General features: G+C 69.2%; 19 protein-coding genes. 7 read left to right on the top strand and 12 right to left on the bottom strand.

The features are described 5' to 3' along the window. Position 1: 1 nt before the first annotated feature. From KW843_RS23765 to KW843_RS23750, 4 genes are all read right to left on the bottom strand, one after another. Complete coding sequence (locus KW843_RS23765) at positions 2-1174, bottom strand: ABC transporter permease (RefSeq protein WP_218297623.1); 1173 nt, start codon at positions 1172-1174, stop codon at positions 2-4. Between the two features lie 218 nt (positions 1175-1392). Further along, positions 1393-2385: an HlyD family secretion protein gene (locus tag KW843_RS23760; protein WP_218297622.1), complete on the bottom strand. Its 993-nt coding sequence runs from the start codon at positions 2383-2385 to the stop codon at positions 1393-1395. A 30-nt stretch (positions 2386-2415) separates the two neighbouring features. Next, positions 2416-3849, bottom strand: coding sequence for a TolC family protein (locus KW843_RS23755; RefSeq protein WP_218297621.1), 1434 nt, complete (start codon positions 3847-3849; stop codon positions 2416-2418). 133 nt (positions 3850-3982) lie between these two features. Further along, positions 3983-4804, bottom strand: coding sequence for a metal-dependent hydrolase (locus KW843_RS23750; protein ID WP_218297620.1), 822 nt, complete (start codon positions 4802-4804; stop codon positions 3983-3985). 121 nt (positions 4805-4925) lie between these two features. On the opposite strand from KW843_RS23750, the gene KW843_RS23745 reads away from it, so the two are divergent. Next, positions 4926-5534, top strand: a complete 609-nt coding sequence (locus KW843_RS23745; RefSeq protein WP_218297619.1) for a TetR/AcrR family transcriptional regulator — start codon at positions 4926-4928, stop codon at positions 5532-5534. Positions 5535-5577: 43 nt separating this feature from the next. Here the strand turns inward: KW843_RS23745 and KW843_RS23740 are convergent, their stop codons facing one another. From KW843_RS23740 to KW843_RS23715, 6 genes are all read right to left on the bottom strand, one after another. Continuing rightward, positions 5578-5964: a VOC family protein gene (locus KW843_RS23740; protein WP_218297618.1), complete on the bottom strand. Its 387-nt coding sequence runs from the start codon at positions 5962-5964 to the stop codon at positions 5578-5580. Between the two features lie 16 nt (positions 5965-5980). After that, on the bottom strand, positions 5981-8524 hold the full coding sequence (locus KW843_RS23735; protein ID WP_218297617.1) for a cation-translocating P-type ATPase: 2544 nt from the start codon (positions 8522-8524) through the stop codon (positions 5981-5983). Between the two features lie 111 nt (positions 8525-8635). Continuing rightward, positions 8636-8800 (bottom strand): rubredoxin, encoded by a 165-nt coding sequence (locus KW843_RS23730; protein WP_218297616.1) that lies wholly within the window; start codon positions 8798-8800, stop codon positions 8636-8638. A 33-nt stretch (positions 8801-8833) separates the two neighbouring features. Continuing rightward, entirely contained in the window at positions 8834-9589 is a 756-nt protein-coding gene (locus tag KW843_RS23725) for a cytochrome b/b6 domain-containing protein (protein WP_218297615.1), read from the bottom strand. Between the two features lie 44 nt (positions 9590-9633). Next, positions 9634-10158: a diheme cytochrome c gene (locus KW843_RS23720; protein ID WP_218297614.1), complete on the bottom strand. Its 525-nt coding sequence runs from the start codon at positions 10156-10158 to the stop codon at positions 9634-9636. Positions 10159-10170: 12 nt separating this feature from the next. After that, complete coding sequence (locus KW843_RS23715) at positions 10171-10575, bottom strand: DUF1924 domain-containing protein (protein WP_218297613.1); 405 nt, start codon at positions 10573-10575, stop codon at positions 10171-10173. A 113-nt stretch (positions 10576-10688) separates the two neighbouring features. On the opposite strand from KW843_RS23715, the gene KW843_RS23710 reads away from it, so the two are divergent. The 3 genes from KW843_RS23710 to KW843_RS23700 are packed head-to-tail and all read left to right on the top strand — an operon-like array spanning position 10689 to position 13177. Continuing rightward, entirely contained in the window at positions 10689-11084 is a 396-nt protein-coding gene (locus KW843_RS23710) for a PepSY domain-containing protein (protein ID WP_218297612.1), read from the top strand. 6 nt (positions 11085-11090) lie between these two features. After that, positions 11091-11765 carry a response regulator transcription factor gene (locus KW843_RS23705; RefSeq protein WP_218297611.1) on the top strand — a complete coding sequence of 225 codons (675 nt, stop codon included), beginning with the start codon at positions 11091-11093 and terminating at the stop codon, positions 11763-11765. After that, positions 11762-13177: a sensor histidine kinase gene (locus KW843_RS23700; RefSeq protein WP_218297610.1), complete on the top strand. Its 1416-nt coding sequence runs from the start codon at positions 11762-11764 to the stop codon at positions 13175-13177. The genes KW843_RS23705 and KW843_RS23700 overlap by 4 nt, the downstream gene beginning before the upstream one ends. A 276-nt stretch (positions 13178-13453) precedes the next feature. Here KW843_RS23700 and KW843_RS23695 read toward each other — a convergent pair whose 3' ends face one another. Continuing rightward, positions 13454-15802, bottom strand: a complete 2349-nt coding sequence (locus tag KW843_RS23695) for a DUF1631 family protein (RefSeq protein WP_218297609.1) — start codon at positions 15800-15802, stop codon at positions 13454-13456. A gap of 114 nt (positions 15803-15916) precedes the next feature. Further along, positions 15917-17998: a sodium-translocating pyrophosphatase gene (locus tag KW843_RS23690; protein ID WP_218297608.1), complete on the bottom strand. Its 2082-nt coding sequence runs from the start codon at positions 17996-17998 to the stop codon at positions 15917-15919. A 268-nt stretch (positions 17999-18266) separates the two neighbouring features. Between KW843_RS23690 and ppa the strand changes: the two genes are divergently transcribed. The 3 genes from ppa to KW843_RS23675 form a co-directional block, all read left to right on the top strand. Beyond that, positions 18267-18806 carry an inorganic diphosphatase gene (gene ppa, locus KW843_RS23685; protein ID WP_218297607.1) on the top strand — a complete coding sequence of 180 codons (540 nt, stop codon included), beginning with the start codon at positions 18267-18269 and terminating at the stop codon, positions 18804-18806. Between the two features lie 305 nt (positions 18807-19111). Further along, complete coding sequence (locus tag KW843_RS23680; protein WP_218297606.1) at positions 19112-20269, top strand: esterase-like activity of phytase family protein; 1158 nt, start codon at positions 19112-19114, stop codon at positions 20267-20269. A 237-nt stretch (positions 20270-20506) separates the two neighbouring features. Beyond that, a partial coding sequence (locus KW843_RS23675) for a methyl-accepting chemotaxis protein (RefSeq protein ID WP_218297605.1) occupies positions 20507-21812 on the top strand: 1306 nt, incomplete at its 3' end.

Below are 21812 nucleotides of genomic sequence, written 5' to 3'. Positions count from 1 at the left end.
GTCAGCGGCCTCCCCAGCTGGCGGGCTGGCCCGCGGCAAGGCTCAGCCCCATGGCGGCCACGAGCCAGAGCACGCCGGTGGCGATGAGCAGCGCCGCCATGGTGGACACGCTGGCGGCCAGCGGCGCGCCCATCTGCAACTGCTCGATCTGCAGCCGGATGTAGTGCGTGAACGGCATGGCCTCGGCCCAGGCGCGCGCGCTGGCGGGCATGCCCGCCAGGGGAAACGCCACGCCGCTGAACGCGAACGCCGGCGCCGCGAAGAACCCCGCGCCCGACAGCGCGGTGCGCAGCGAGCGCGTGAGGGCCGCCAGGGCCGCGCCCGCCGCCACCGACACGGCCATCAGCAGCGCCAGCGCGGCGGCCACCCAGGGCAGGCTGCCCGGCGGGTGCCAGCCCCGGCCCCAGGTGATGCCCGCCAGCGCCAGCAGGCCCACCAGCGTGAGCGTGGCCCAGGGCAGCACGAGCTTGCCCAGCAAGGCGCCTGCGACAGGGACGAAACGGCCCGTGCCCAGCCACTCGCCCAGGCTGCGGTCGCGCAGCTCGCGGCCCACCGTCCAGGCACCGGCCGTCATGGCCAGGATGTGCAGCAGCGCGGGGATCAGCGCCGCGCCCAGGAACTGCTCGTAGTTGCTCGACACGTTGAACAGCGCCACCAGCTGCGTGTGGATGGGCTCCATGCTCACGCGCACGGCTTGCGCGCTTTCGCCGCGCTTGTTGCGCGCGGCCATCTCGATGCCCGCCGACAGTGTGCCCACGGCGGCGCGCACGTCGCGCTGCAGCAGGCCCGAATGCGTGCCCATCTGCGCGTTGTGCAGCAGCGTGACCTGGGCTGCGCGGCCTTCCTTCACGGTGCGCGCGAAGTCGCGCGGGATGGTGACGACGGCATAGACCTCGAGGGCGCGCAGCGCGCGCTCCGCCTCGGCCGTGTTGGCGTGGTTCTGCGCGATGCGCACGCCCGGCGTGGCGTCGAGCATGCGCACCAGCTGGCGCGACAGGCTGGAGTGGTCCTCATCGACCACCCCCACGGGCAGGTGGCGCGGCAGGCCGGCCGAGAAAATCCACCACAGCAGCGCCACGGCCAGCAGCGGCACCCAGGTGACCATGGCCAGGTCCCAGGGGTCGGCCGCCAGGCGGCGGGCCTCGCGGCGAAAGCTGTTTACTATTGAATTCATAGCTGCTAGCGCTTATCTATCAAGCGCTGAAGGCAAATTTTACATCGATGATCCATTGCGCTTCACGGCCATCGCAGGGCGTGAAAGACGCGCGGCCCAGCCAGGGCAGCCGGACAAGGGCCGCCCCGCGGCGAGGGCTGCGTTCCCCTGCCCGCAACGCACAGCGTTGCGAGAGCCGGGGGGAAGCGCCGCAGGCGCTCAGGGGGTGTCGGTACATTTCACTGCACCAGCACCGTCATGCCGGGGCGCGCGCCCTCGATGGGCGCGGCGGGGCGGGCGCGCACCTCGAAGGTGCGGGCGTCGAAGCCCTGGCCCGCGCGCGTGGCGCGCCAGGTGGCGAAGTCGGGCAGGGCGCCGGTGTGGTAGACCTTGAACTTCACCGCCTTGTTGCCCAGGGCCGGCAGCGTGGCGTCGAACTCGCTGCCGATGGCAAAGCGCTGCAGGCGGTCCTCGCGCACGTTCAGCACCACCCACTGGTCCTTGAGGTCCACCACGGTGACCACGGCCACGCCCTGGGGAGAGAGTTCGCCGGTGCGGGCCAGCACCTTGGCCACTTCGCCCGCCACGGGGCTCTTGAGCTCGGTCTCGGCCTGGGCGGCCTCGACCTCGGCCACCACGCCCGCGACCTGGCGCGCCTGGGCGCTGGCGGCCGAGCGGTCTTCGGGGCGGGCGCCGGCGCGGGCCAGGTCGTACTGGGCCCTGGCGGCCAGCGCCTGGTCGCGCGATGCCTTGAAGTTGGCCTCGGCCTCGTCACGCTTTTGCGCGGCCACCAGGCCCTCGCGGGCCAGGCCGTCCACGCGCTTGAAGGAGGACTCGGCCAGGTCGGCGGCGGCCACGGCGCGCTGCCAGTTCAGCCGGGCCATTTCGATTTCCTGCGGGCGGGCGCCGTGCTGGGCCTTGTCGGCCACGGCCTGGGCGGCCTCCTGCGCGGCGGTGGCCTGGGCCAGCTTGGCCTTGACTTCGGGGCTGTCCATGCGGATCAGCGGCGCGCCCACGGCGATCTGGTCGCCTTCCTTCACCAGGATCTGCGCGATGCGCGCGGTCACCTTGGGAGCGATGTCGGCCTCCTGGGCCTCCATCTGGCCCTGGAAAAGCTCGGGTGCGGGCTGCGAGGCCTTCCACAGGCCAAAGCCCACGAAACCGGCCACGGCCACGACGGCCACGGTGCCGATCACGGCGGCCTTCTTGCTGTTGTTCTTGCTGTTGCTCATGTCATTCGCCTTCGTTCGTTTCGCCTTCGTTCATTCCAGGCGCACCGCATCGGCGCGCGCCATGTAGTTGCCAAAGTCTTCCGACAGGCCGCAGCTCTCCAGCAGGTCGGCCAGGGCCTTCACGTAGTCGTGCGCCGCCTGGGCGCGTTCGGTCTGGGCCTTGGCCTGGTTCACCTGCGCGTCGATCAGGTCCAGCGTGGTGCTGGTGCCGGCCTTCAGGCCCGCAGCGCGCAGGCGCAGCACCTCGTCGGCCAGTTCCAGGCTGGGGGCCATGGCCAGGAACTGGCGGCGGGCCTGCTCCACGCCCAGCCAGCGCTTTTCCACCAGCAGGGCGATGTCGTTCTGCGCCTGCGCGCCGGTGCGCTCGGCCTGCTCGATCTGGCGGTTGGACGACTCGGCCAGCGCATTGCGGTCGATCGAATCCCACAGCGTCCAGCGCACGCCCACGCCCGCCACCCAGTCGGCCTCCTTGCCGGTCTTGAGCTGGCGCTGGCCGAAGGCGAACACCTGGGGCTTGCGCAGTGCCTCCTGCGCGGCGTGCAGCTGCGTGGCCTGCTCCTTCTTGGCGGCCACCTTGGACAGGCCCGGGTGGCGCGCGAGCGCGGTGTCGATGAACTGCGGCAGGGGCTCGAGCGGCCCGTTCAGCACGAACAGCGGGCTGGTGGGCGTCACGCGCTCGCTGGCCTTGAGCGTGCGGGTGAGGGCGGTGGCGGCCAGCTCGGCATCGTCGCGCGCCTTGCGGGCGTTGCGGCGGGCCTCTTCCAGGGCGGAGCGGGCCTGCAGGCGCTCCACGCGGGCGATCACGCCAGCGTCCAGCATCTTCTGCGCGGCCGCGTCGTGCTGCTCGATGGTGGCCAGGGCCGCCTCGCGCAGCGCGGCCGCCCGCTCGGCCAGCTGGGTGCCGAAGTAGCGCTGCACCAGCAGCGTGGTCGCTTCATGGCCCGTCCTGGCGGCGTCGGCCTCGGCCTCGTGGGTCTGCGCATCGAGCAGGCCGCGCGCCGCCTGGCTGGCGCCCCCCATGTAGATCGGCCAGACGGCCGAGACGGAGCTGGTGGTGTCGCTCTTGTGGCGGTTGAGCGTGTAGCTCGACGGCAGGTGTGGCAGCTGCGCCAGCGGGGCCGCCAGCTGTGGCGGCAGCTGCGACAGCACGCCGGGCAGCACGCGGTTGAGCGGGTTCAGGTCCACATCCAGGTTGGCGTTGTAGGCATAGGCCGCGCCGGTGAGGTTGACCACCGGGCCGCCCAGGCGCTGCATCGCATCGCGGCGCAGCCGTGCGCTCTCGATGGCGCTTTTCGAGGCGGCAAGCTGGTCGGAGCGCTGGCCGAGCTGCTGCAGCGCGGCGTCGAACGCCATGGGTTGCGCATGTGCGGCCCCGGCGGCAAGCGCGAGGGGGACGGTGGCGATCAGGCACAGCAAAGCTTCGCCTGCCCGGCTCTTGCGCCGGTGCGTTCTGTTGGATGTCATGTTTCAGCTCGTCGTGGTCAGCGCCTGCCCCGGTGGCCGGGGGCAGGCCGCGCGGTGCAGGGCAGGTGGTTGGTTTGTAGCAGCACGGGGCTTGCGGGTCAAAGGGGCGGTGCGCGGTGGTCCGTTGCCGGCATCAGCGCGCGCCCACGGGGGTGAAGGCGTCGCTGTGTTCGGCCAGCCAGCGCGCGGACAGGTCGCTGCCGTGCTGGCCGGGATGGAAGTCGCGCCGCAGGTATTCGCGCCAGGGCCGCCACGTCTCGCGCACGAGGCCGCCCTTGCCAAGCAGCGTGCGGGCGGCGCTGGCCCAGGTGCTCCACTTCCACAGCGTGCCGTCGCGGCGCAGGTTGCCCAGGGTCTGGCGCAGCACATCGCCCAGGAACACCAGGGTGATGCGGCGAAACCAGGTGATGCGCCATTCGTGGTTGCCGCCCAGGGCCTGGTACAGGTCGAAGGCCGTGTTCCGGTGCTCCGATTCTTCGGCGCAGTGCCATTGCCACATCGTGGCCAGGCGCGGCTCGGCGCCGGCGAGCGTTTCGGGGTGCGCCAGCAGCCATTCGGCCAGCAGGGCGGTGAAGTGCTCGTTGGCGGCGGTCACGGCCAGCGGGTGGCGCGGATCGGCGTGGGCGAAAAGCTTCATGCGCTCCTGCGCGCGGGGAGCCCATTCGTTGACCAGGCCCTGCTTTTCCAGGTGGCCGTTGAACAGCGCGTGGATGCGGCGGTGCGTGGCCTCCTGGCCGATGAAGCCGCGCACTTCGTCCGCGAACCGCGCATGCTGTTCGGGCGGCAGGGCCTTGTGGCCGTCCTTCACGGCGTCGATGAAGAACTGCTCGCCCACCGGAAAGCTCATCGACAGCGCATTGAAGAACGCCGAGCGAAACGCATCCCCCCCGCACCAGTGGCGCTCGAACGGGGTTTCAAGGTCGATCAGCAGGCGGCGGACAACAAGTTCGGTCATGGAAAACACTCCTTGGGAAGGCCGGGGAACAGGGTTGGTACTGGTAAGTACCAATGACCTGGATCATGCCTGCCGGGTGTGGTACTGTCAAGTACCCGCTGTGATTCCTGCCCCCATCCGCATGCCGACCCCTGACGCCGCCCCCTCCGCCCCGGCCCCCGAGCCCCGCGCCCGCCTGCTCGAGGGCATGGCCCGCGCGGTGGCCTCCAAAGGCTATGCCGACACCACCATCGCCGACATCGTGCGCGAGGCCAGCGTGTCGCGCCGCACGTTCTACGAGAACTTCGCCGACAAGGCCGAGTGCCTGATCGCTTTGTACGAGGTGGCCAGCGGCAATGCGATCGCGGTGCTGCGCGCGGCGATCGACCCGCACAGCGACTGGCAGGCGCAGGTGGAGCAGGCGATGGGTGCGTACTTCGGCGTGCTCACGCGCAACCCGGTGCTGCTGCGCACGCTGTTCATCGAGATCCTGGGCCTGGGCGCTCCGGGCCTGGGAGCGCGGCGGCGCGCCAACCAGCAACTGGCCGACCTGATGCTGGACGTGGTGAACAACCGCCCGGGCGAGCGCCTGCGCAAGACGCCGCTGCAGCCCACCATGGCCATGGCGGTCGTGGGCGGCATCAACGAGATGGTCCTGCAGGCGATCGAGCAGGAGCGGGCGGGCCAGTTGCAGGAGCTGGTGGAGCCCGCCGCAGCATTGCTGCGGGCCGCGATTTCGGCGGAATTCTGAGCGTGTTGCCGGCACGGGTGCCGCAGCCCGCGCCGCGAGCCGGTCACACCTCGTTGGCAATCTCGATCAGGTTTTCGTCCGGGTCGTAGATATAGACCGAGCGCAGCCTGTGGCGTGCGCCCGTTGCACCCACCGGGCCTTGCACGATGGCGACGCCTTCGGCCTGCAGGTGCGCGATGACATCGTCAAGCGGCATCCTGGTGAGAAAACACAGGTCGCCCGAGCCCGCAGTGGCATGGCGCACATTGGGGTCCACCACCGTGCCCACTTCGTGCAGGTTGATCTTTTGCGCGCCGAAGTGCAGCGCGTACCGACGGGGCTTGAACTCCCGCGCGATCATGCCCAGCACGCGCTCATAAAACGCAATGGTCTTGTCGATGCTGGCAACGGTGAGGACGACGTGGTCGATTGATTCCAGAGCGATGGGCATGGCGTGCGGCGGTGTGTCAAGCAGGCGGGTGATTGTGCTCCAGTGTCGCGGGCTGCAGCCACCGCTTGTTGGCCGCAAACACTGCCGTCAGCGCCAGCCCGGCCAGCAGCGCCATGAACCAGTGCGGGGGCGATAGCGGCGCAAACTTGAAAGCGCTGGCCAGCCCCGGCACGGTGGTGATCGCGGTCAGCGCCGCCAGCGTGCCCCCCGACACCCACAGGCTGACGGGGGTGAGGCCCGCCCACAGGCTGCGCCAGTTCAAGATGCCGGGGGTGTCGCTGCCGCGGCTGGGCAGGATGAGCGCTGCGTTCGCAGCCACCAGCACCACGAATGCGGCCGTGCTGGCAGTGGCGGCATGTGCCGGCTGGCCCAGGAGCCAGGCATACAGGCCCACCACGGCGGCGGTCACCACGCTGCCTTGCAACATGCTCAGCAGGAAGTGGCGTGCCGAGAGCAGGGGCTCGCCAGCCCCGCGCGGCGGCTGCTGCATGAGATCGGCAGCGCCTTCCTCGGCCTCGAACACGATCGAGCAGGCCGGGTCGATGACCAGTTCCAGAAACGCGATGTGCAGCGGCGCCAGCACCAGCGGCAGCCCGAGCAGCACCGGCAGCAGCGCCAGGCCAATGATGGGCACGTGCACCGCCAGCGTGTAGACCATGGCCTGGCGCAGGTTGGCAAAGGTCTGCCGCCCCCGATGAATCGCCAACACGATGGCTGCGAAATCGTCGTGCAGCAGCACCAGGGCTGCGGCCTCGCGCGCCACGTCGGTGCCGCGCTGTCCCATGGCGATGCCGATGTGGGCGGCCTTGAGGGCCGGGGCGTCGTTCACACCGTCGCCCGTCATGGCCACCACCTCGCCCTGGGCCTTGAGGGCTTCGACCAGCGCCAGTTTCTGGTGCGGCTTGATGCGGGCAAACACACTGACCTGCCGTACCTTGTCGGCCAGTACCTGTGGCGGCATCTGGGCCAGCTCATCGCCGGTGACCACGCTCTCATGGGCAATGCCCGCCTGGGCCGCAATGGCGCGGGCGGTGCGAGGGTGGTCGCCGGTGATCATCACCACGCGGATACCCGCCTGGCGGCATTGCGTGACGGCCTGGGGCACCTCGGGGCGCAGCGGGTCGGCCAGGGCCACCAGGCCCAGCCACTCAAAGTCAAAGTCGTGCTGAATGTCAGGCCAGGTGTCCTGTGCGCGGTGCCGGGCCTTGGCCACGCCCAGTACCCGCAGGCCCCGGTCGGCCAGGCGGGCGGCCTGGGCGCTGACGGCGGCGCGTTCGGCGTCGGGCAGGTGGCAGAGGTCCGCCACGGCTTCGGGCGCGCCCTTGGTGGCCACGGTGTCGTGCGCCGAGGTGCCGTCGCGCCACAGGTGGCTCATGGCCAGCAGCCGGGGCGACAGCTCGTATTCGCGCGCCAGCGACCATGTGGGGTGCAAATGATCAGTGCCCAGCAGATGGTCGCCCGCCATGCGGTGAAAGGCCTGCTCCATCGGGTCGTGCGGTTCGATCTCGCTGGCCAGCACGGCGTATTCCAGCAGTTCGTGGAAAACCTCCGGCAGCGCCGTGCCGCCTGCTGCTGCGCGCAGGTTCTGTACATCCAGCTCTTGGCCGGCGATGCACAGCGCCGCCACGGCCATGCGGTTTTGCGTGAGGGTGCCGGTCTTGTCCACGCACAGCACGGTGGTCTGCCCCAGCGTTTCGATGGCGTTGAGCCGCCGCGTCAGCACCTGCTGTGCCGCCAGCCGCCGCGCGGCCAGGGCGAGGAAGACGATCATGATCACGGGCAGCTCTTGCGGCAGGATGCCCATGGCCAGCGTGATACCCGCCAGCACGGCCTGCAGCGCGTCGCCGCGCAGCGCCCAGAACAGGGCCACCAGCAGCGCGCACAGCGACAGCCCGATGAGCACCAGCTTGTGCGTGAGTTGCGCCATTTCCTCGCGCAGCGGCGAGGCCTGCAGCGCAATGGTGTCGAGCGACTGGCCAATGCGCCCCAGCTCGGTGTGGCGCCCCACGGCCGTGACCCGAACCAGGCCCTGGCCGCCGACCACCAGCGTGCCTGCAAACACCTTGTCGGCAGTTTGCTTGGCCACGGGCTCGGATTCACCGGTCAGCATCGATTCGTTGGTGGCCAGCTCGTGGGCCTGCAGCAGCGTGCCGTCGGCGGGGATGCGGTCGCCCTCGGCAATCATCAACAGGTCTTCGCGCACCACGTCGCGGCCCGCAATGCGCACCAGGGTGCCGCCGCGCAGCGCCTGCGCGCGGGGGCTGGAGAGGTCGCGCAGGGCGCTCAGCGCGTTGTCGGTGCGGCGCTCCTGCAGCACCGTGATCGCCATGATGATGACCACAAAGCCCAGCAGGATCATCGCCTCGTGCGCGTCGCCCATGGCGAGGTAGATGGCGCCTGCGCCCAGCAGCAGCAGGAACATGGGCTCGGTGACCACCTCCCGGGCCATGTCGCGCAGCGTGCGGCGCTGGCTGATGCCCAGTTCGTTGGGGCCTTCTTCACGCAGGCGTTGGGCGGCCAGGGCCGGGTCGAGGCCGGTGGGGGAGTCTGGGGTGGGCATGGGGGCGTGGGGCAGCGTTGTACAGAGGGCTGCAACGGTGCAACTGTTATACCGCGCGCAGGTGTCTGCGTCCCTGACGCAGCGCAGTGCGCCGCACCCGATCTGCCTTCATCACACCTCGCACATCACAAAGTCCGCTTTGCCGACATGGCACTCGGGGCAGCGCCAGTCCTCAGGCACGTCGGCCCAGCAGGTGCCGGGCGCCAACCCGTCTTCGGGCCTGCCAGCGGCTTCGTCATGGATCCACCCGCAGACGACGCACATGTAGATTTTCATGGGATGGTTTCCTTCAGTGATGGTTGCCGTGGCTCAGTCGTCCTCGTGGTGCTGCTGGCGCTGGGCCGATGTGCTGCCGGCGGTCCAGCCGCTGGGTGACTGCTGCCATTGCCAGGCGCCGAAGGCCAGGGCTGCGATCAGCAGCAGGGCGGCCAGCCAGGCACGGTTCTTGGGGACCAGGTCTGGCCCCTTGCCCTCCACCCGACCGGTCAGCATGGGCATTGCCTGGTTCTTGCGCCGCAGGACGCTCAAGCCTGCAATCAGTGCGATGTGAGCCAGCACCACCAAGAGCAAGGCGTTTCCAACAAACTCATGCACTTCTTCCATCCAGTCGCCACCCAGCGCTTCGCCCCAGTCGTTGTACGTGGCATAGCCGCTGAGCGTGAGGGGCACGACCAGCGCCAGCAGCAAGACGATGGCCAGCGCCATCAGCAGGTTCTGGCCCTGGCGCCAGTTGATCCCTGCGATCGACGTGGCCTGGGGCAGGGTGCGCAGCCATGCCGGGGCCCCCGCCAGCTTGCGCCACAGCAGGCCCAGGCCCGATGTGCGTGGCCCGAAGATGCCGTACAGCAAGCGAAAGCCCAGCAGGCCCGCCATGGTGTAGCCCAGCGTGACGTGCAGCAGCCGCCAGTGTTCACCGTCGGCCGTGGCGTAGGCCCCCGCAAAGCACAGTGCGAACAGCCAGTGGAACATGCGCGTGGGCGCATCGGTCACCCGGCGGCCGGAGGCCTTGGCAGGGGCTGGCTGCGCCGTGGTGCTGGCAGGGTGAAGGGACGGGGTGTTGTTCATCGTGTTCTCCTGGTGGGGACGCCGAAGGTTTCTGTCCGTGGCGGTCAGTCGTTCCATGCGCGGCGCGATCGGGGATCGAGCCCCGCCGGCATGCGCAGGTTGTGTTCATCAAACCGCCCCTGGTCCGCGCCCGTGTGGCAGGCCGCGCAGTTGGCGGCGCTTTTCACGCTGGCGAGCTTCCAGGTGGCGGAGGCAATCCTTCGGTGCTTGCGTTCAAACCACGTCGAGCGGGTGATGCGGTCCTCCGTGGGCTCCTCGTTCACGCGCTTGTAGGTACCTGCGTGGGCCTGCAGCCACTGGTTGAGCTGGCGCACGGCGGCCGCGTCCAGCGATGCGTCGGTGCCGTAGTGTTTGTCGAGGCCCGTCATCACGCGGTTCCACGATGCGGCGGGCAGCAGACCGGGTGGGTAGGCGGTGTGGCAGGCCGCGCATTCCTGCGTGTAGGCGGCGGGCACGTTGCGGGGCATGGCTCTCCCGCCTTCCGCACGGGCGCTGGAGAGCGACAGCAGCGTCAGCGCGCACACGGCGGCGGCCCTGGCCGCCGGGCGGAGGGGAACAGATTTTTTCATGATGCGATGGCCTCAGGGCTTGAGAGCGTTGAGGTAGGCCAGCACATCGGCCTTCTCGATCGCTGTGCATTCGCGGCTCAGCACGTCGTTGCAGTTGCGGCGAAACCACTTGTCGATCTTGGCCGTGTCGGTGAAGGCCCTGGGGTTGAAGGCGGGGGCCAGGGGTGCGATCGACTTGCCGGTGCTGGCATGTTTGCCCTGCGTGGTGGGTGGCGTGCCGTGGCACGAGGCGCAAGACCACTCGCCGCCATGTCGGGTGGTGAAGAACACCTTGCCCTTGTCGGCGTGGCCCGGGCTGCCAGCCTGTGCGCTCCAGTGCGCGAGCTGCCGGGCGGCGGTGGTGTCTGCGGCGTGGCTGATGTTGGTGGCCGCCATTGCGCAGAGCGCAGTCAGTGCCAGGGTGCGGAGGGCGGGCATTGTGTTGTCCTTGTGGGTTGTTTCGTGTGCAGCCATTGTTGAAATGGCTGCCTGAACGGGGCGTGAAAGGGCTGTTCATCGGCCGTTCAGACACCGCACAGGACAATGCACCCATGGTTTCCATCCCCTACCGCGCCTTCACAAGCTGCCGGGTTGCGCGCCTGGACGTGGCGGCGTGTGTGCTGTGGGCCGCTGCGCTGGCTACGCCACACGCTCTGGCCAGCGGCAAGGAAGACCACGACCGCGCCCGGCAGGCCGTGCAGGCGGGCCAGGTGCTGCCGTTGCCCGTGGTGCTGGAGCGTCTGCAGCGCGAAGTGCCCGGCCAGGTGCTGGAAGTGGAGCTGGAGCAGGAGCAGGATCGCTGGATTTACGAGATCAAGCTGCTCACCCCTGCGGGGCGGTTGACCAAGGTCAAGCTGGATGCGCGCACGACCGAGGTATTGCGCATCAAATCGCGCGACGATCAACGCACCGGCCGAGAGCATCGGCAAGAGCGGCCTCGCAATTAGCCATCCATGCGCATCCTCCTGGTAGAAGACGACACGCTGCTGCGCGCCCAGCTGCGCACGGCGCTGCACGGCGCTGGCTACACCGTGGACGAAGCCGACAACGGGCGCGACGCGCAGTTTCTGGGCGACACCGAGGCGGTGGATGCCGTGGTGCTGGACCTGGGCCTGCCGGTGGTGGACGGGCTCACGGTGCTCAAGCGCTGGCGGGCCGAGGGGCGCAACATGCCGGTGCTGATCCTCACCGCGCGGGACAACTGGCACGAAAAGGTGGCGGGTATCGACGCCGGTGCCGATGACTACCTGACCAAACCATTTCACCAGGAAGAACTGCTGGCGCGCCTGCGCGCACTCATCCGCCGCGCCAGCGGGCTGGCGTCGGCGGTGCTGCAGTGTGGCGACTGGTCGCTGGACACCCGCAGTGGCCGTGTGACCTGCGCGGGCCAGCCCGTGGCGCTGACGGCGCATGAGTACAAGGTGCTCGCCTACCTCATGCACCGGCCCGGCGTGCTGGTATCGCGCGCCGAGCTGACCGAACACATCTACGCACAGGACTTTGACCGGGACTCCAACACCATCGAAGTCTTTGTCGGGCGCTTGCGAAAAAAGCTGCATTCGCTGTCGGTCCACGCTGCCCGTATCGAGACGGTGCGTGGCATGGGCTACCGCCTGGTGCCGCCATGAGCTGGAGCGGTCTGCACTGGTCGCGCTCCCTGCGGTTTCGGCTGCTGGCCGTGACGGTCGCGGGGGTGGCGGTGGCCGTGGTGCTGGCTGGCGTGGTGCTCAGCGGGCTGTTCCGCGAGCATGTGCAGCGCCAGTTCGAGGCGGCCCTCCTGCAGCAGCTGGACCAGGTCACGGCGCGCCTGGAGTTTGATGCCCAGGGCCGGCCGGCGATCGCTGCGCAGGCGCTGTCGGACCCGCGCTGGCTCAAACCCTATTCCGGCCTGTACTGGCAGGTGGACGCCATGGCCCCCGATGGACACGGCCGTGCCGGGGTGCTGCGTTCGCGCTCGTTGTGGGACACCAGCCTGGCCTTGCAGGTGGATGCGCTGACCGATGGCGCCGTGCATGTGCATGAAGTGGCTGGCCCGCAGGGCGCGCCGTTGCTGGTGCTGGAGCGCTCGGTGCGTGCCGAGGGCGCGGAAACGGCGCGCTGGCGCCTGATCGTGGCGGCCGATCTGCAGGCCACGCAGGCGGCCACCGCGCGCTTCACGCGCGTGCTGGCGCTGTCGCTGGCTGCGCTGCTGGTGCTGCTGGCAGCGGCCGCCTGGGCCCAGGTGGCGGTGGGGCTCAAGCCCTTGCGGGCGCTGCAGCGGGGTTTGCTGGATGTGCAGCAGGCGCGGGCCACCCAGCTGCAGGGCGCATTCCCTGTCGAGGTGCAGCCGCTGGTGGATGACTTCAACGCCGTTCTGGGCCGCAATGCCGAGGTGGTGGAACGCGCGCGCACCCAGGCGGGCAATCTGGCGCACGCCTTGAAAACACCGCTGACCGTGCTGGAGAACGCGGCGCGCGCTTCACCACCCGATGATGGGGGCGCGCTGGCGGCGCTGGTGCACGACCAGGTGCGGGTCGCGCGGCGCCACATCGACTGGCACCTGGCACGGTCACGCTTGGCCGCATCGGCGCGCCTGCCCGGCCAGCGCACGGCGCTGGAGCCGGTGGTGGGCGGACTGGTGCGTGTCATGAACAAGGTGCATGCCGGGAGGGGCCTGGACATCAGGGTAGTGCTGCCCGATGCTCCGCTGTTCTTTGCAGGCGAGGCGCAGGATCTGCAGGAAATGCTGGGCAACCTGTTGGACAACGCCTGCAAATGGGCGCAGTCCACCGTGCGGCTGCAGGCGCAGGCCCTCGGCGGGCGGCAGCCACAGGTTGTGGTCAGTGTCGAGGATGACGGCCCCGGCATCGGTGCCGCGCAGCGTGCGCAGGCTGTGGAACGTGGCGTGCGGCTGGACGAGACGGTGCCGGGCACGGGGCTGGGCCTTGCCATCGTGCAGGACCTGGCGGCCATCTACGGCGGGCGGCTGGACCTGGAGCCGGCCGACCTGGGCGGCCTGCGGGTGGTGCTTGCGTTGCCCGCCGCGCGGGAGGCTGTGTAAAAAGGCCTGCCGGAGCGGCACCGGCGTAAAAAAGCCCGCCGAAGCGGGCTAAGGCCCTGACAAATCCCCTCGATCTCTCGAATGTCGCAAAGCCTTGGACTGGACGTGGAGAGCCTATCACCCGCCGTGGCGTTTGACCATCAGGGGAACGATAGGCCGTGCCACGATATTTGGGACCTTGGGCGGCCGGACGGCGCGGCTCGCCGCGCGGTGGCAGGCAAGAAAGCCCTCAGCGCTTGTGAAATATGTCTTGGCTGCTCTTGATTCAGGAGCAGATCAGAGCCTGCTCTCCACGCTGTTGCGCATGGCGATCTGGGCCACGGCATCCAGTGCGCCGTCCACCACGGTCTGCTGGGAGAGCACGTGCAGGGCGCCTTGCTGGATGAGCCGGTCCACCAGCCGCAGGGTCATCGACTGGGTGTGGCCGGAGGCGCTGGTGAAAAGGAAGAAGGTTCCGTTCGAGCCGATCCACGACAGCTGGGTCCGCTCCCACTTGCCTGCGACCAGCAGGTTCACCCAGCTGCCGATGGCCAGCGGGGGGATGCCTGGCGCCTCGCCCGCCTCGGGCGCCGGCACGGGCTCCGGCCTCTCGGACTCGGGAGACTGCGAGGATTCCATGAAGCCCGACTCCCTGGCTTCGGAGGGCGCGACCCAGGGCTCTTCGTCCTCGAGGGGGGCGGGCTGCGCTGGCGCCGCCGCCTTCGCCTCGGCGGGCGGTGCGCAGGGCGCGGGCGGCGCAGCGGCCGGCCTCGGCGTGGGCTTGAAGGCCTGCTGGTGCAGCTGCATCAGCAGCGCGAAGACGGCCTCGGTCCGGTCCGGGGGGTAGTCGATGGACGCCAGCCCCTCGCGCAGCTTGGCCAGCAGCTTGGGAAGCAGGCGCGCGAGCTGGCCCGTGTTCATGCGCGTCAGCTCGGGCTGCGCGCTCCAGATGAGCGCGTCCACCACTTCCTGGTAGCGGCCCGGGTCGGTGCTGCCGGTCTTGTCGGCCAGGCGCGCCTCGGCCATGACCTTGGCCCAGGGGCCGAGCAGGAAGCGGGAGATGGCGTCGGGAACCTTGCCGATGTCGGGCAGCAGCCAGATGTCGCGCGATATCTTGGCCGCCAGGAGGTGGCGCTGCTCCGCGTGCTGCAGCGCCTCGATGGCGCGCAAGCGCTCCTGCTTGCCCGCCTGCTCTTTCTGCTCCCATTTGGCGTGCAGCTGCTGCAGCACCTGCTCGAAATCGTGGGGGCCCTCGATGGTGGCCGTGGCCAGCGGGCCCGCAATGTTCATGAGCGACCGCATGAAGCTCTGGAAACCGGGCGCCTCGGTGCTGTTGAAGGCGAGGCTGCGGTCGGTGATGTCCTGCAGCAGGCGGCGCGCGGAATGCTCCTTGTGGCTGAAGAAACGGGGGTCGGCCAGCGCCAGCTGCATCAGCGCGGGCTCCAGCGCCCGCACGAACTGCTGCACGGGCCACAGCAGCCGGCTGTCGCGCGCGATGTTGTCCACCATCAGCGCGACCACCTCCATGCTCAGGGCCTGACCGAGCCCGCTGGCGTGCCGGCGCGGCGTGGCCGCGGAGCTCGCTCCCTCGCCGCCGCCCGCCGGAGGGCGCTGGTTTCCCAGGCGTTCCATCATGTGGCCGACTTGGTTCATCTCCTGCAGTGCCTCGAAGGCAGCGGGCACGGTGATGGCGAAATCCGTGGGGGGTGGATCGAGCGCCGGAAGCTGGTCGGGGTTCTCGAACTCGCGCGCGAACCGCTCGGCGAAGTTCTCCTGGGGCGCAGGCCCGTGCTCCGGTACCGGGGCGGGCTTGTCGCTGAGTTCGCCCAGCAGGAGCCGGCGCAGGCGGTCGAGCGTGAGCAGCGGGTCGGCAGCCCCCCCCGAGGCGGACAGGTCGGTGTCGGCGGCGAAGCCGGGGGACGCGCCGCCCTCGGCCGGCGCGACATAGACGACCTGGCCGTCGGCCTGCCGCATGGCGTAGCCCACGGGCTGCACGCCGCTTTGCCGCAGCTGCGCGGCCTGGGCGAGGTACAGCCCGCGCAGCTCTGTACCCAGCGCCTGCGCCAGGTGCCCCATCCAGTCGTGCCGCACCTGGTCCGTGACCTGCATCTGCGACACCACGGCCTGCAGCGCCTGCAGGAAGACCTCGGGGCGCAGGGGGTTCTGGTCGGGCAGCACTTTCGGCAGCCCCTGCGCCGCGCACACCAGGGCGTCCAGGTCGGCCAGCGGCCCCTCGACGGCGGAGATCAGGATCTGGCGGGCACGGGCACGCTCGACGCTTTCGCTGATCTGCGACTCGTCCATCAGTTCGAGTTCATCGAAATGGACGGTGAACAGGGAGCGCGAGGATTTTTCGTCCTTGCGCGTGGTTTCCTGGTCGAGCGCCTTGCGCAGCGCGTCGGGATAGCGCTCGCTCATCACGAAGGCCAGCCGCGAGAGCTGCTGCCGTGCTTCCAGCATGGCATGGTGCTCGCCGGGGGTGCGGGCGGTGTCCAGGCGCGCCTGCAGGGACATGCGCGCGGCCTCGGCGACGCGCTCCATCAGGTGCCTGGACTCCGCCACCACGCCGTGCACGATGCGCTGGTACGGCGTGGCGTGGCTGTCGGAGGGGGCAGGGGCGGACGATGCGGTGTGTTTCAAGGCCATCTTCTCTGAAGAGATACCGGTAGCCATCATGGTACGCGGCAAAAAGGGGCCGAAGCCCCTGGTTGCCCTCTATTCCAGGCGGGTCAGGCCTGGTGACTGCCTGGCGCGGGCGACCTACCCGCCGTGGAACTTGACCACCAGCGGCACGATCAGCAGCGCCACGATGTTGATGATCTTGATCAGCGGGTTGATGGCCGGGCCGGCGGTGTCCTTGTAGGGGTCGCCCACGGTATCGCCGGTCACGGCGGCCTTGTGGGCCTCGCTGCCCTTGCCGCCGTGGTGGCCGTCCTCGATGTACTTCTTGGCGTTGTCCCAGGCACCGCCGCCGGTGCACATGCTGATGGCCACGAACAGGCCGGTGACGATGGTGCCCATCAGCAGGCCGCCCAGTGCCTTGGGCCCCAGGGCCAGGCCCACCACGATGGGCACCACCACGGGCAGCAGGCTGGGGATCACCATCTCCTTGATGGCGGCGGTGGTCAGCATGTCCACGGCCTTGCCGTATTCGGGCTTGGCCGTGCCTTCCATGATGCCGGGGATGTCGCGGAACTGGCGGCGCACCTCCACCACCACGGCGCCGGCCGCGCGGCCCACGGCCTCCATGGCCATGGCGCCGAACAGGTAGGGGATCAGGCCGCCGATGAACAGGCCCACGATGACCAGCGGGTCCGACAGGTCGAACGTGATGGCGCGGCCGTAGCTCTCCAGCTTGTGCGTGTAGTCGGCGAACAGCACCAGCGCGGCCAGGCCGGCCGAGCCGATTGCATAGCCCTTGGTCACGGCCTTGGTGGTGTTGCCCACGGCGTCCAGCGGGTCGGTGATGTCGCGCACGCTGCTGGGCAGCTCTGCCATCTCGGCGATGCCGCCGGCGTTGTCGGTGATGGGGCCGTAGGCGTCCAGCGCCACCACGATGCCCGCCATGGACAGCATGGACATGGCCGCCACCGCAATGCCGTACAGGCCCGCGAGCTGGTAGGCCGAGAGGATGGCCAGGCACACGAAGATCACCGGCCAGGCGGTGGATCGCATCGACACGCCCAGGCCCGCGATGATGTTGGTACCGTGCCCGGTGGTCGAGGCCTGCGCGATGTGCTGCACGGGCGAATACTGCGTGCCGGTGTAGAACTCGGTGATCCACACCAGCGCGGCCGTGAGCACCAGCCCCGTGGCGCAGGCGCCAAACAGGCGCATCTGGCTGCCGCTGGCCATGATGGCGTTGTCCGGCATGATCCACATCGTGACGAAGTAGAAGGCGATGAGCGACAGCACGCCCGCGATCGCCAGGCCCTTGTACAGCGCGGGCATCACGTTCTTCATGCCGGGCGAGGCCTTGACGAAGAAGCAGCCGATGATGGACGCCACGATGGACACGGCGCCCAGCGCCAGCGGGTACACCACGGCATTGACCGGAGCCGCCGCCACCAGCAGCGCGCCCAGCACCATGGTGGCGATCAGCGTCACCGCATAGGTCTCGAACAGGTCGGCCGCCATGCCGGCGCAGTCGCCCACGTTGTCGCCCACGTTGTCGGCGATCACGGCGGGGTTGCGCGGGTCGTCTTCAGGGATGCCGGCCTCCACCTTGCCCACCAAGTCGGCGCCCACGTCGGCGCCCTTGGTGAAGATGCCGCCACCGAGCCGCGCGAAGATCGAGATCAGCGACGAGCCGAACGCAAAGCCGATCAGCGGGTTGAGCAGATTGGCCAGGTTGGCCGTGGGCGTGAGGTTGCCGTTGCCCGCCAGGAACCAGTAAAAGCCCGTGACGCCCAGCAGCCCCAGCCCCACCACCAGCATGCCGGTGATGGCGCCGCCACGGAACGCCACGTCCAGCGCCGGGCCGATGCCGTGCGTGGCGGCCTGCGCCGTGCGCACGTTGGCGCGCACCGACACGTTCATGCCGATGAAGCCGCAGGCGCCCGAGAGCACCGCGCCCACCACGAAGCCCACGGCCGTGGTGCCGTCCAGAAAGATGCCGATGAGAACCGCCAGCACCACGCCGACGATGGCGATGGTCTTGTACTGGCGGGCGAGGTAGGCGGCGGCGCCGGCCTGGATGGCGGCGGCGATCTCCTGCATGCGGGCGTTGCCGGGGTCCTTGGCCAGGATCCATCCCCGGGCCCAGATGCCATAGGCCACCGCAATCAATCCGCAAACCAGAGCCAGTATCAGAGGGGCAGTCAGCGCTGTATTTCCAGCCATTCGTCACTCCTTGAAATATTCAGTTGCACGGAAGGAAACATCACAACGCGGGACGGTGGTGCTTCCGTTGCGTTGCTTCCTCGTGCTCCCTGGGCATTTCGCGGCAGGAGTCGATTGGCCAACGGGCCCAATTTACAGGCAAACGCCGGTTTGCAAGCGGGCAGAAAGGGGCATGCGCCTAAAATCAGGGTTAATCCCGACGCTTCATTGCGCTGCGTCAGCGCCGGATGCCTCGCGGGTTATCGTTTTCAAACCACTATCCAAAGACATGTCCCTCAACAACGTCCCCCCAGGCAAGAACGTCCCCGACGCCTTCAATGTCGTCATCGAAATCCCGATGAACGCCGACCCGATCAAGTACGAAGTGGACAAGGAATCGGGCGCTATTTTCGTGGACCGTTTCATGACCACGGCCATGCACTACCCCACGAACTACGGCTACGTGCCGCAGACGCTGTCGGGCGACGGCGACCCGGTGGATGTGCTGGTGATCACGCCTTACCCCCTGTTCCCCGGTGTTGTCGTGCCCTGCCGCCCGTTGGGCATCCTGATGATGGAAGACGAGGCCGGCGTGGACGGCAAGGTCATCGCCGTGCCCACCTCCAAGGTGCTGCCCATGTATGACCACTGGAAGACCATCGACGACGTGAACGCCATGCGCCGCAACGCCATCGCCCACTTCTTCGAGCACTACAAGGACCTGGAAAAGGGCAAGTGGGTCAAGGTGCTGGGCTGGGAAGGCCTGGACGCCGCCAAGAAGGAAATCACGGACGGCATCGAGGCCTACAAGAAGTCCGGCAACGCCTGATTCCCGCACCCGGCCTCCGCACCGGCCGTTCGTGCCGGATTGGAGGCCGTGGAGGCCGCCAGCGATTGATGGTAAAGCGCTGGAAGCTATCAAAATGGAAGCAATTGGTGAAAGCGCACAGGTTCCTGGCCTGTGCGCTTTTTTCATGGCCGGGGGGCGGCACGCCCGCGCGGTGCCGGTCTGCCGCGCCCGGTCCCGTCTGTCATGGTCCCGCAACACGGCCGCCCTAGGCTCTGGCGCTTTCCTGGTTCATTCATTCATTCATTCCATTCAATCAACGGCCCGGCAGGGCGGGAGCGGCGGCGATGGCACTGGTGCATTCATGGCGGCGCATGGCCGTGGGCGTGGCAACCGCCGTGGCGATGGCGGCTGCATTGGCGGGCTGCGGCGGCAATGGTGACGATGGCCGCGCACAGCCCATTGCCTCGCTGCGGCTGCTGGGCAGTGCGTCACTGCCCACGGGCACGGTGTTCGAAGGGGTCGAGTTCGGCGGCATCTCGGGTCTGGACCGGGCGGCGGACGGCAGCTACTGGGCGATCTCGGACGACCGGGGCGGCGAGCGGGGCACGCCGCGCTTTTACAACCTGGGCATCGACTACGGTGCCAGCGGCAACGTCACGGTCAAGATCAACCGCCAGGCGAACATGCTGCGCGAGGACGGCACGCCGTTCCCCGCCACGGCCCGCACGGTGGACCCCGAAGCCATCCGCACCGCACCGGACGGCAGCCTGTACTGGGCCTCGGAAGGCAACTGGAGCCCCACCGCCGCCAGCCGCTTCCAGCCGTTCGTGCGGCAGATGACGGCCCAGGGAGCCTTCGTGCGCGAACTGGCGATGCCCGCCATGTACCGCTACGTGGACAACGCCACGGAAGGCGCGCGCAGCAACAAGGCCTTCGAGGCGCTGGCGGTGGCGCCCGACGGCACGGTGTACGCGGCCAACGAGGACGCGCTGGTCCAGGACGGGCCCCTCACCACGCTGCAGGCCGGCAGCGTGGTGCGCGTGACGGCCTTCGACCCAGGCACCGGCCGGCCCCGGGGCCAGTACGCGTACGTCTTGCCCCCGATTCCGGTAGACGCGGCGCCGGGCGCGCCGTTCGGGCCCGACAACGGCCTGTCGGACCTGCTGGCCGTGGGCAACGGCCAGTTCATCGCGGTGGAGCGTGCCTTTGCCTCGGGCGTGGGTAACACCATCCGCCTGGTGTGGACCGAGATCACCGGCGCCACCACCGATGTGATCGGCACCCCGCGCCTGGCGGGCGCCACCTATGCGCCCATGACGCGGCGGGTGCTGCTGGAGATGCCGCTGGCCTACCAGGGCGTGAATCTGGACAACATCGAGGCCATCACCTGGGGCCACACGCTGCCCAACGGCCACCGCACGCTCGTGCTGGCGGCCGACAACAACTTCACGGCCGACACCCAGGCCAGCCAGTTCATCGTGTTCGAGGTGCTGCCGCAGTAGCGCCTGGGAGCGGCGCCCGGCGGAGGCGCCTGGCGGCCGCCCGGTGCCCGCCGGCATGGCGTGGGCAGCTATCGAATTGGAAGCGTCTGGAGGCCGCTGCGGCCGCAGGCCGCGCCCGGCGTGGACGCCGAAACCGTGAAACACCTGAGAGAAGATGCCGCGCCGGACTGATAGACTGGCTCAGCATTTTGTTACAAATGGGGGCGGCCGTGGCGGCGCCCTCCGGAAGGGTGATTCATGAAAATTTCCGATCTGCGCATCGGCGTCAAACTGGGCGTGGGATTCCTGTCGCTGGTGCTGTTCACGGCCTTGCTGGGCGCCATCGCGCTGGTGCAGATGTCGCGCATCCATGCCAATGCCGACGAGATCGCCACCAACCTGCTGCCCAGCGTGTCCCAGACCGGCGAACTTCGGGTGCTGCTCAACCGCATGCGCCGCTCGGAGGCGGGGGTGGTCACCGCGCGCAACGCGGCCGAGGTCAAGGCGTTCTCCGAACAGGTGGCCGCGCGCCACAAGGACCTGGACCGCGTCGAAACCACGTACGAAGCCCTGATCGACATCCCCAGGGAGCGCGAGGTCTACGGCGCCTACAAGAAGCGCAAGGCCGCCTATGTGGAGCTGCAGGCCAAGCTGATGGACATCGCCCGGAACGTGGACTTCAGCACCACCGAAACCCTGGAGCTCACGAGCGACGCGCTGGGCATGCTCTATGCGGGCGAGTCCGAGGCCGCGTTCGTGGCCACCGCCGAGACACTGGGCGAGCTGCAGAAGATCAACACCGAGGCCGCGCAGCAGGCCAAGGAGGATGCCTACCAGGTCTTCTCGCTGGCGCGTATCTGGGTGCTGGGCACGCTGGCGGTGTGCGTGGCGCTGGCGGCGGTGCTGGGCATCGGCATCACCCGCGCCGTGACGGGCCCTGCGCGCCATGCCGTGCAGGCCGCCCGCGCGATCGCCGGGGGCGACCTCACCTCCGAGGTGCCGCCCGGCGGCAAGGATGAAATGGGCCAGCTGCTCACCGCCCTGGGCGAGATGCGCCACAGTCTGGCGCGCGTGGTCTCGGGCGTGCGCGGCAACGCCGAAGGCGTGGCCTCGGCCAGCTCGCAGATCGCCTCGGGCAACAACGACCTGTCGGCCCGCACCGAGCAGCAGGCCTCGGCGCTGCAGCAGACGGCCGCCTCGATGGAAGAGCTGGGCTCCACGGTGCGCCAGAACGCGGACAACGCGCGCCAGGCCAACCAGCTGGCGATGAGCGCCTCCACCGTCGCCCAGCAGGGCGGCGACGTGGTGGCCGAGGTGGTGGACACCATGAAGGGCATCAACGACAGCAGCCGCAAGATCGCCGACATCATCAGCGTGATCGACGGCATCGCGTTCCAGACCAACATCCTGGCGCTCAACGCGGCGGTGGAGGCGGCACGCGCGGGCGAGCAGGGCCGGGGCTTCGCCGTGGTGGCCGGCGAGGTGCGCAGCCTGGCCGGGCGCTCGGCGCAGGCCGCCAAGGAAATCAAGGCCCTGATCGGCACCAGCGTGGAGCGCGTGGAAC

Source organism: Acidovorax sp. sif1233, from assembly GCF_019218755.1.
In the GTDB taxonomy this organism is placed as follows: domain Bacteria; phylum Pseudomonadota; class Gammaproteobacteria; order Burkholderiales; family Burkholderiaceae_C; genus Acidovorax.
Note: the sequence above shows the minus strand (reverse complement) of the source record. Positions and strands in the feature narration are given on the sequence as shown.

Bases quoted from the DNA above. Each gene is read 5' to 3' on its own strand.
- KW843_RS23765 (WP_218297623.1), bottom strand. From the start codon at position 1,174: ATGAATTCAATAGTAAACAGCTTTCGCCGCGAGGCCCGCCGCCTGGCG.
- KW843_RS23705 (WP_218297611.1), top strand. From the start codon at position 11,091: ATGCGCATCCTCCTGGTAGAAGACGACACGCTGCTGCGCGCCCAGCTG.
- ppa (WP_218297607.1), top strand. From the start codon at position 18,267: ATGTCCCTCAACAACGTCCCCCCAGGCAAGAACGTCCCCGACGCCTTC.
- KW843_RS23690 (WP_218297608.1), bottom strand. From the start codon at position 17,998: ATGGCTGGAAATACAGCGCTGACTGCCCCTCTGATACTGGCTCTGGTT.
- KW843_RS23715 (WP_218297613.1), bottom strand. From the start codon at position 10,575: ATGCCCGCCCTCCGCACCCTGGCACTGACTGCGCTCTGCGCAATGGCG.
- KW843_RS23700 (WP_218297610.1), top strand. From the start codon at position 11,762: ATGAGCTGGAGCGGTCTGCACTGGTCGCGCTCCCTGCGGTTTCGGCTG.
- KW843_RS23740 (WP_218297618.1), bottom strand. From the start codon at position 5,964: ATGCCCATCGCTCTGGAATCAATCGACCACGTCGTCCTCACCGTTGCC.
- KW843_RS23750 (WP_218297620.1), bottom strand. From the start codon at position 4,804: ATGACCGAACTTGTTGTCCGCCGCCTGCTGATCGACCTTGAAACCCCG.
- KW843_RS23755 (WP_218297621.1), bottom strand. From the start codon at position 3,849: ATGACATCCAACAGAACGCACCGGCGCAAGAGCCGGGCAGGCGAAGCT.
- KW843_RS23730 (WP_218297616.1), bottom strand. From the start codon at position 8,800: ATGAAAATCTACATGTGCGTCGTCTGCGGGTGGATCCATGACGAAGCC.
- KW843_RS23695 (WP_218297609.1), bottom strand. From the start codon at position 15,802: ATGGCCTTGAAACACACCGCATCGTCCGCCCCTGCCCCCTCCGACAGC.
- KW843_RS23735 (WP_218297617.1), bottom strand. From the start codon at position 8,524: ATGCCCACCCCAGACTCCCCCACCGGCCTCGACCCGGCCCTGGCCGCC.
- KW843_RS23745 (WP_218297619.1), top strand. From the start codon at position 4,926: ATGCCGACCCCTGACGCCGCCCCCTCCGCCCCGGCCCCCGAGCCCCGC.
- KW843_RS23680 (WP_218297606.1), top strand. From the start codon at position 19,112: ATGGCACTGGTGCATTCATGGCGGCGCATGGCCGTGGGCGTGGCAACC.
- KW843_RS23720 (WP_218297614.1), bottom strand. From the start codon at position 10,158: ATGAAAAAATCTGTTCCCCTCCGCCCGGCGGCCAGGGCCGCCGCCGTG.
- KW843_RS23725 (WP_218297615.1), bottom strand. From the start codon at position 9,589: ATGAACAACACCCCGTCCCTTCACCCTGCCAGCACCACGGCGCAGCCA.
- KW843_RS23710 (WP_218297612.1), top strand. From the start codon at position 10,689: ATGGTTTCCATCCCCTACCGCGCCTTCACAAGCTGCCGGGTTGCGCGC.
- KW843_RS23760 (WP_218297622.1), bottom strand. From the start codon at position 2,385: ATGAGCAACAGCAAGAACAACAGCAAGAAGGCCGCCGTGATCGGCACC.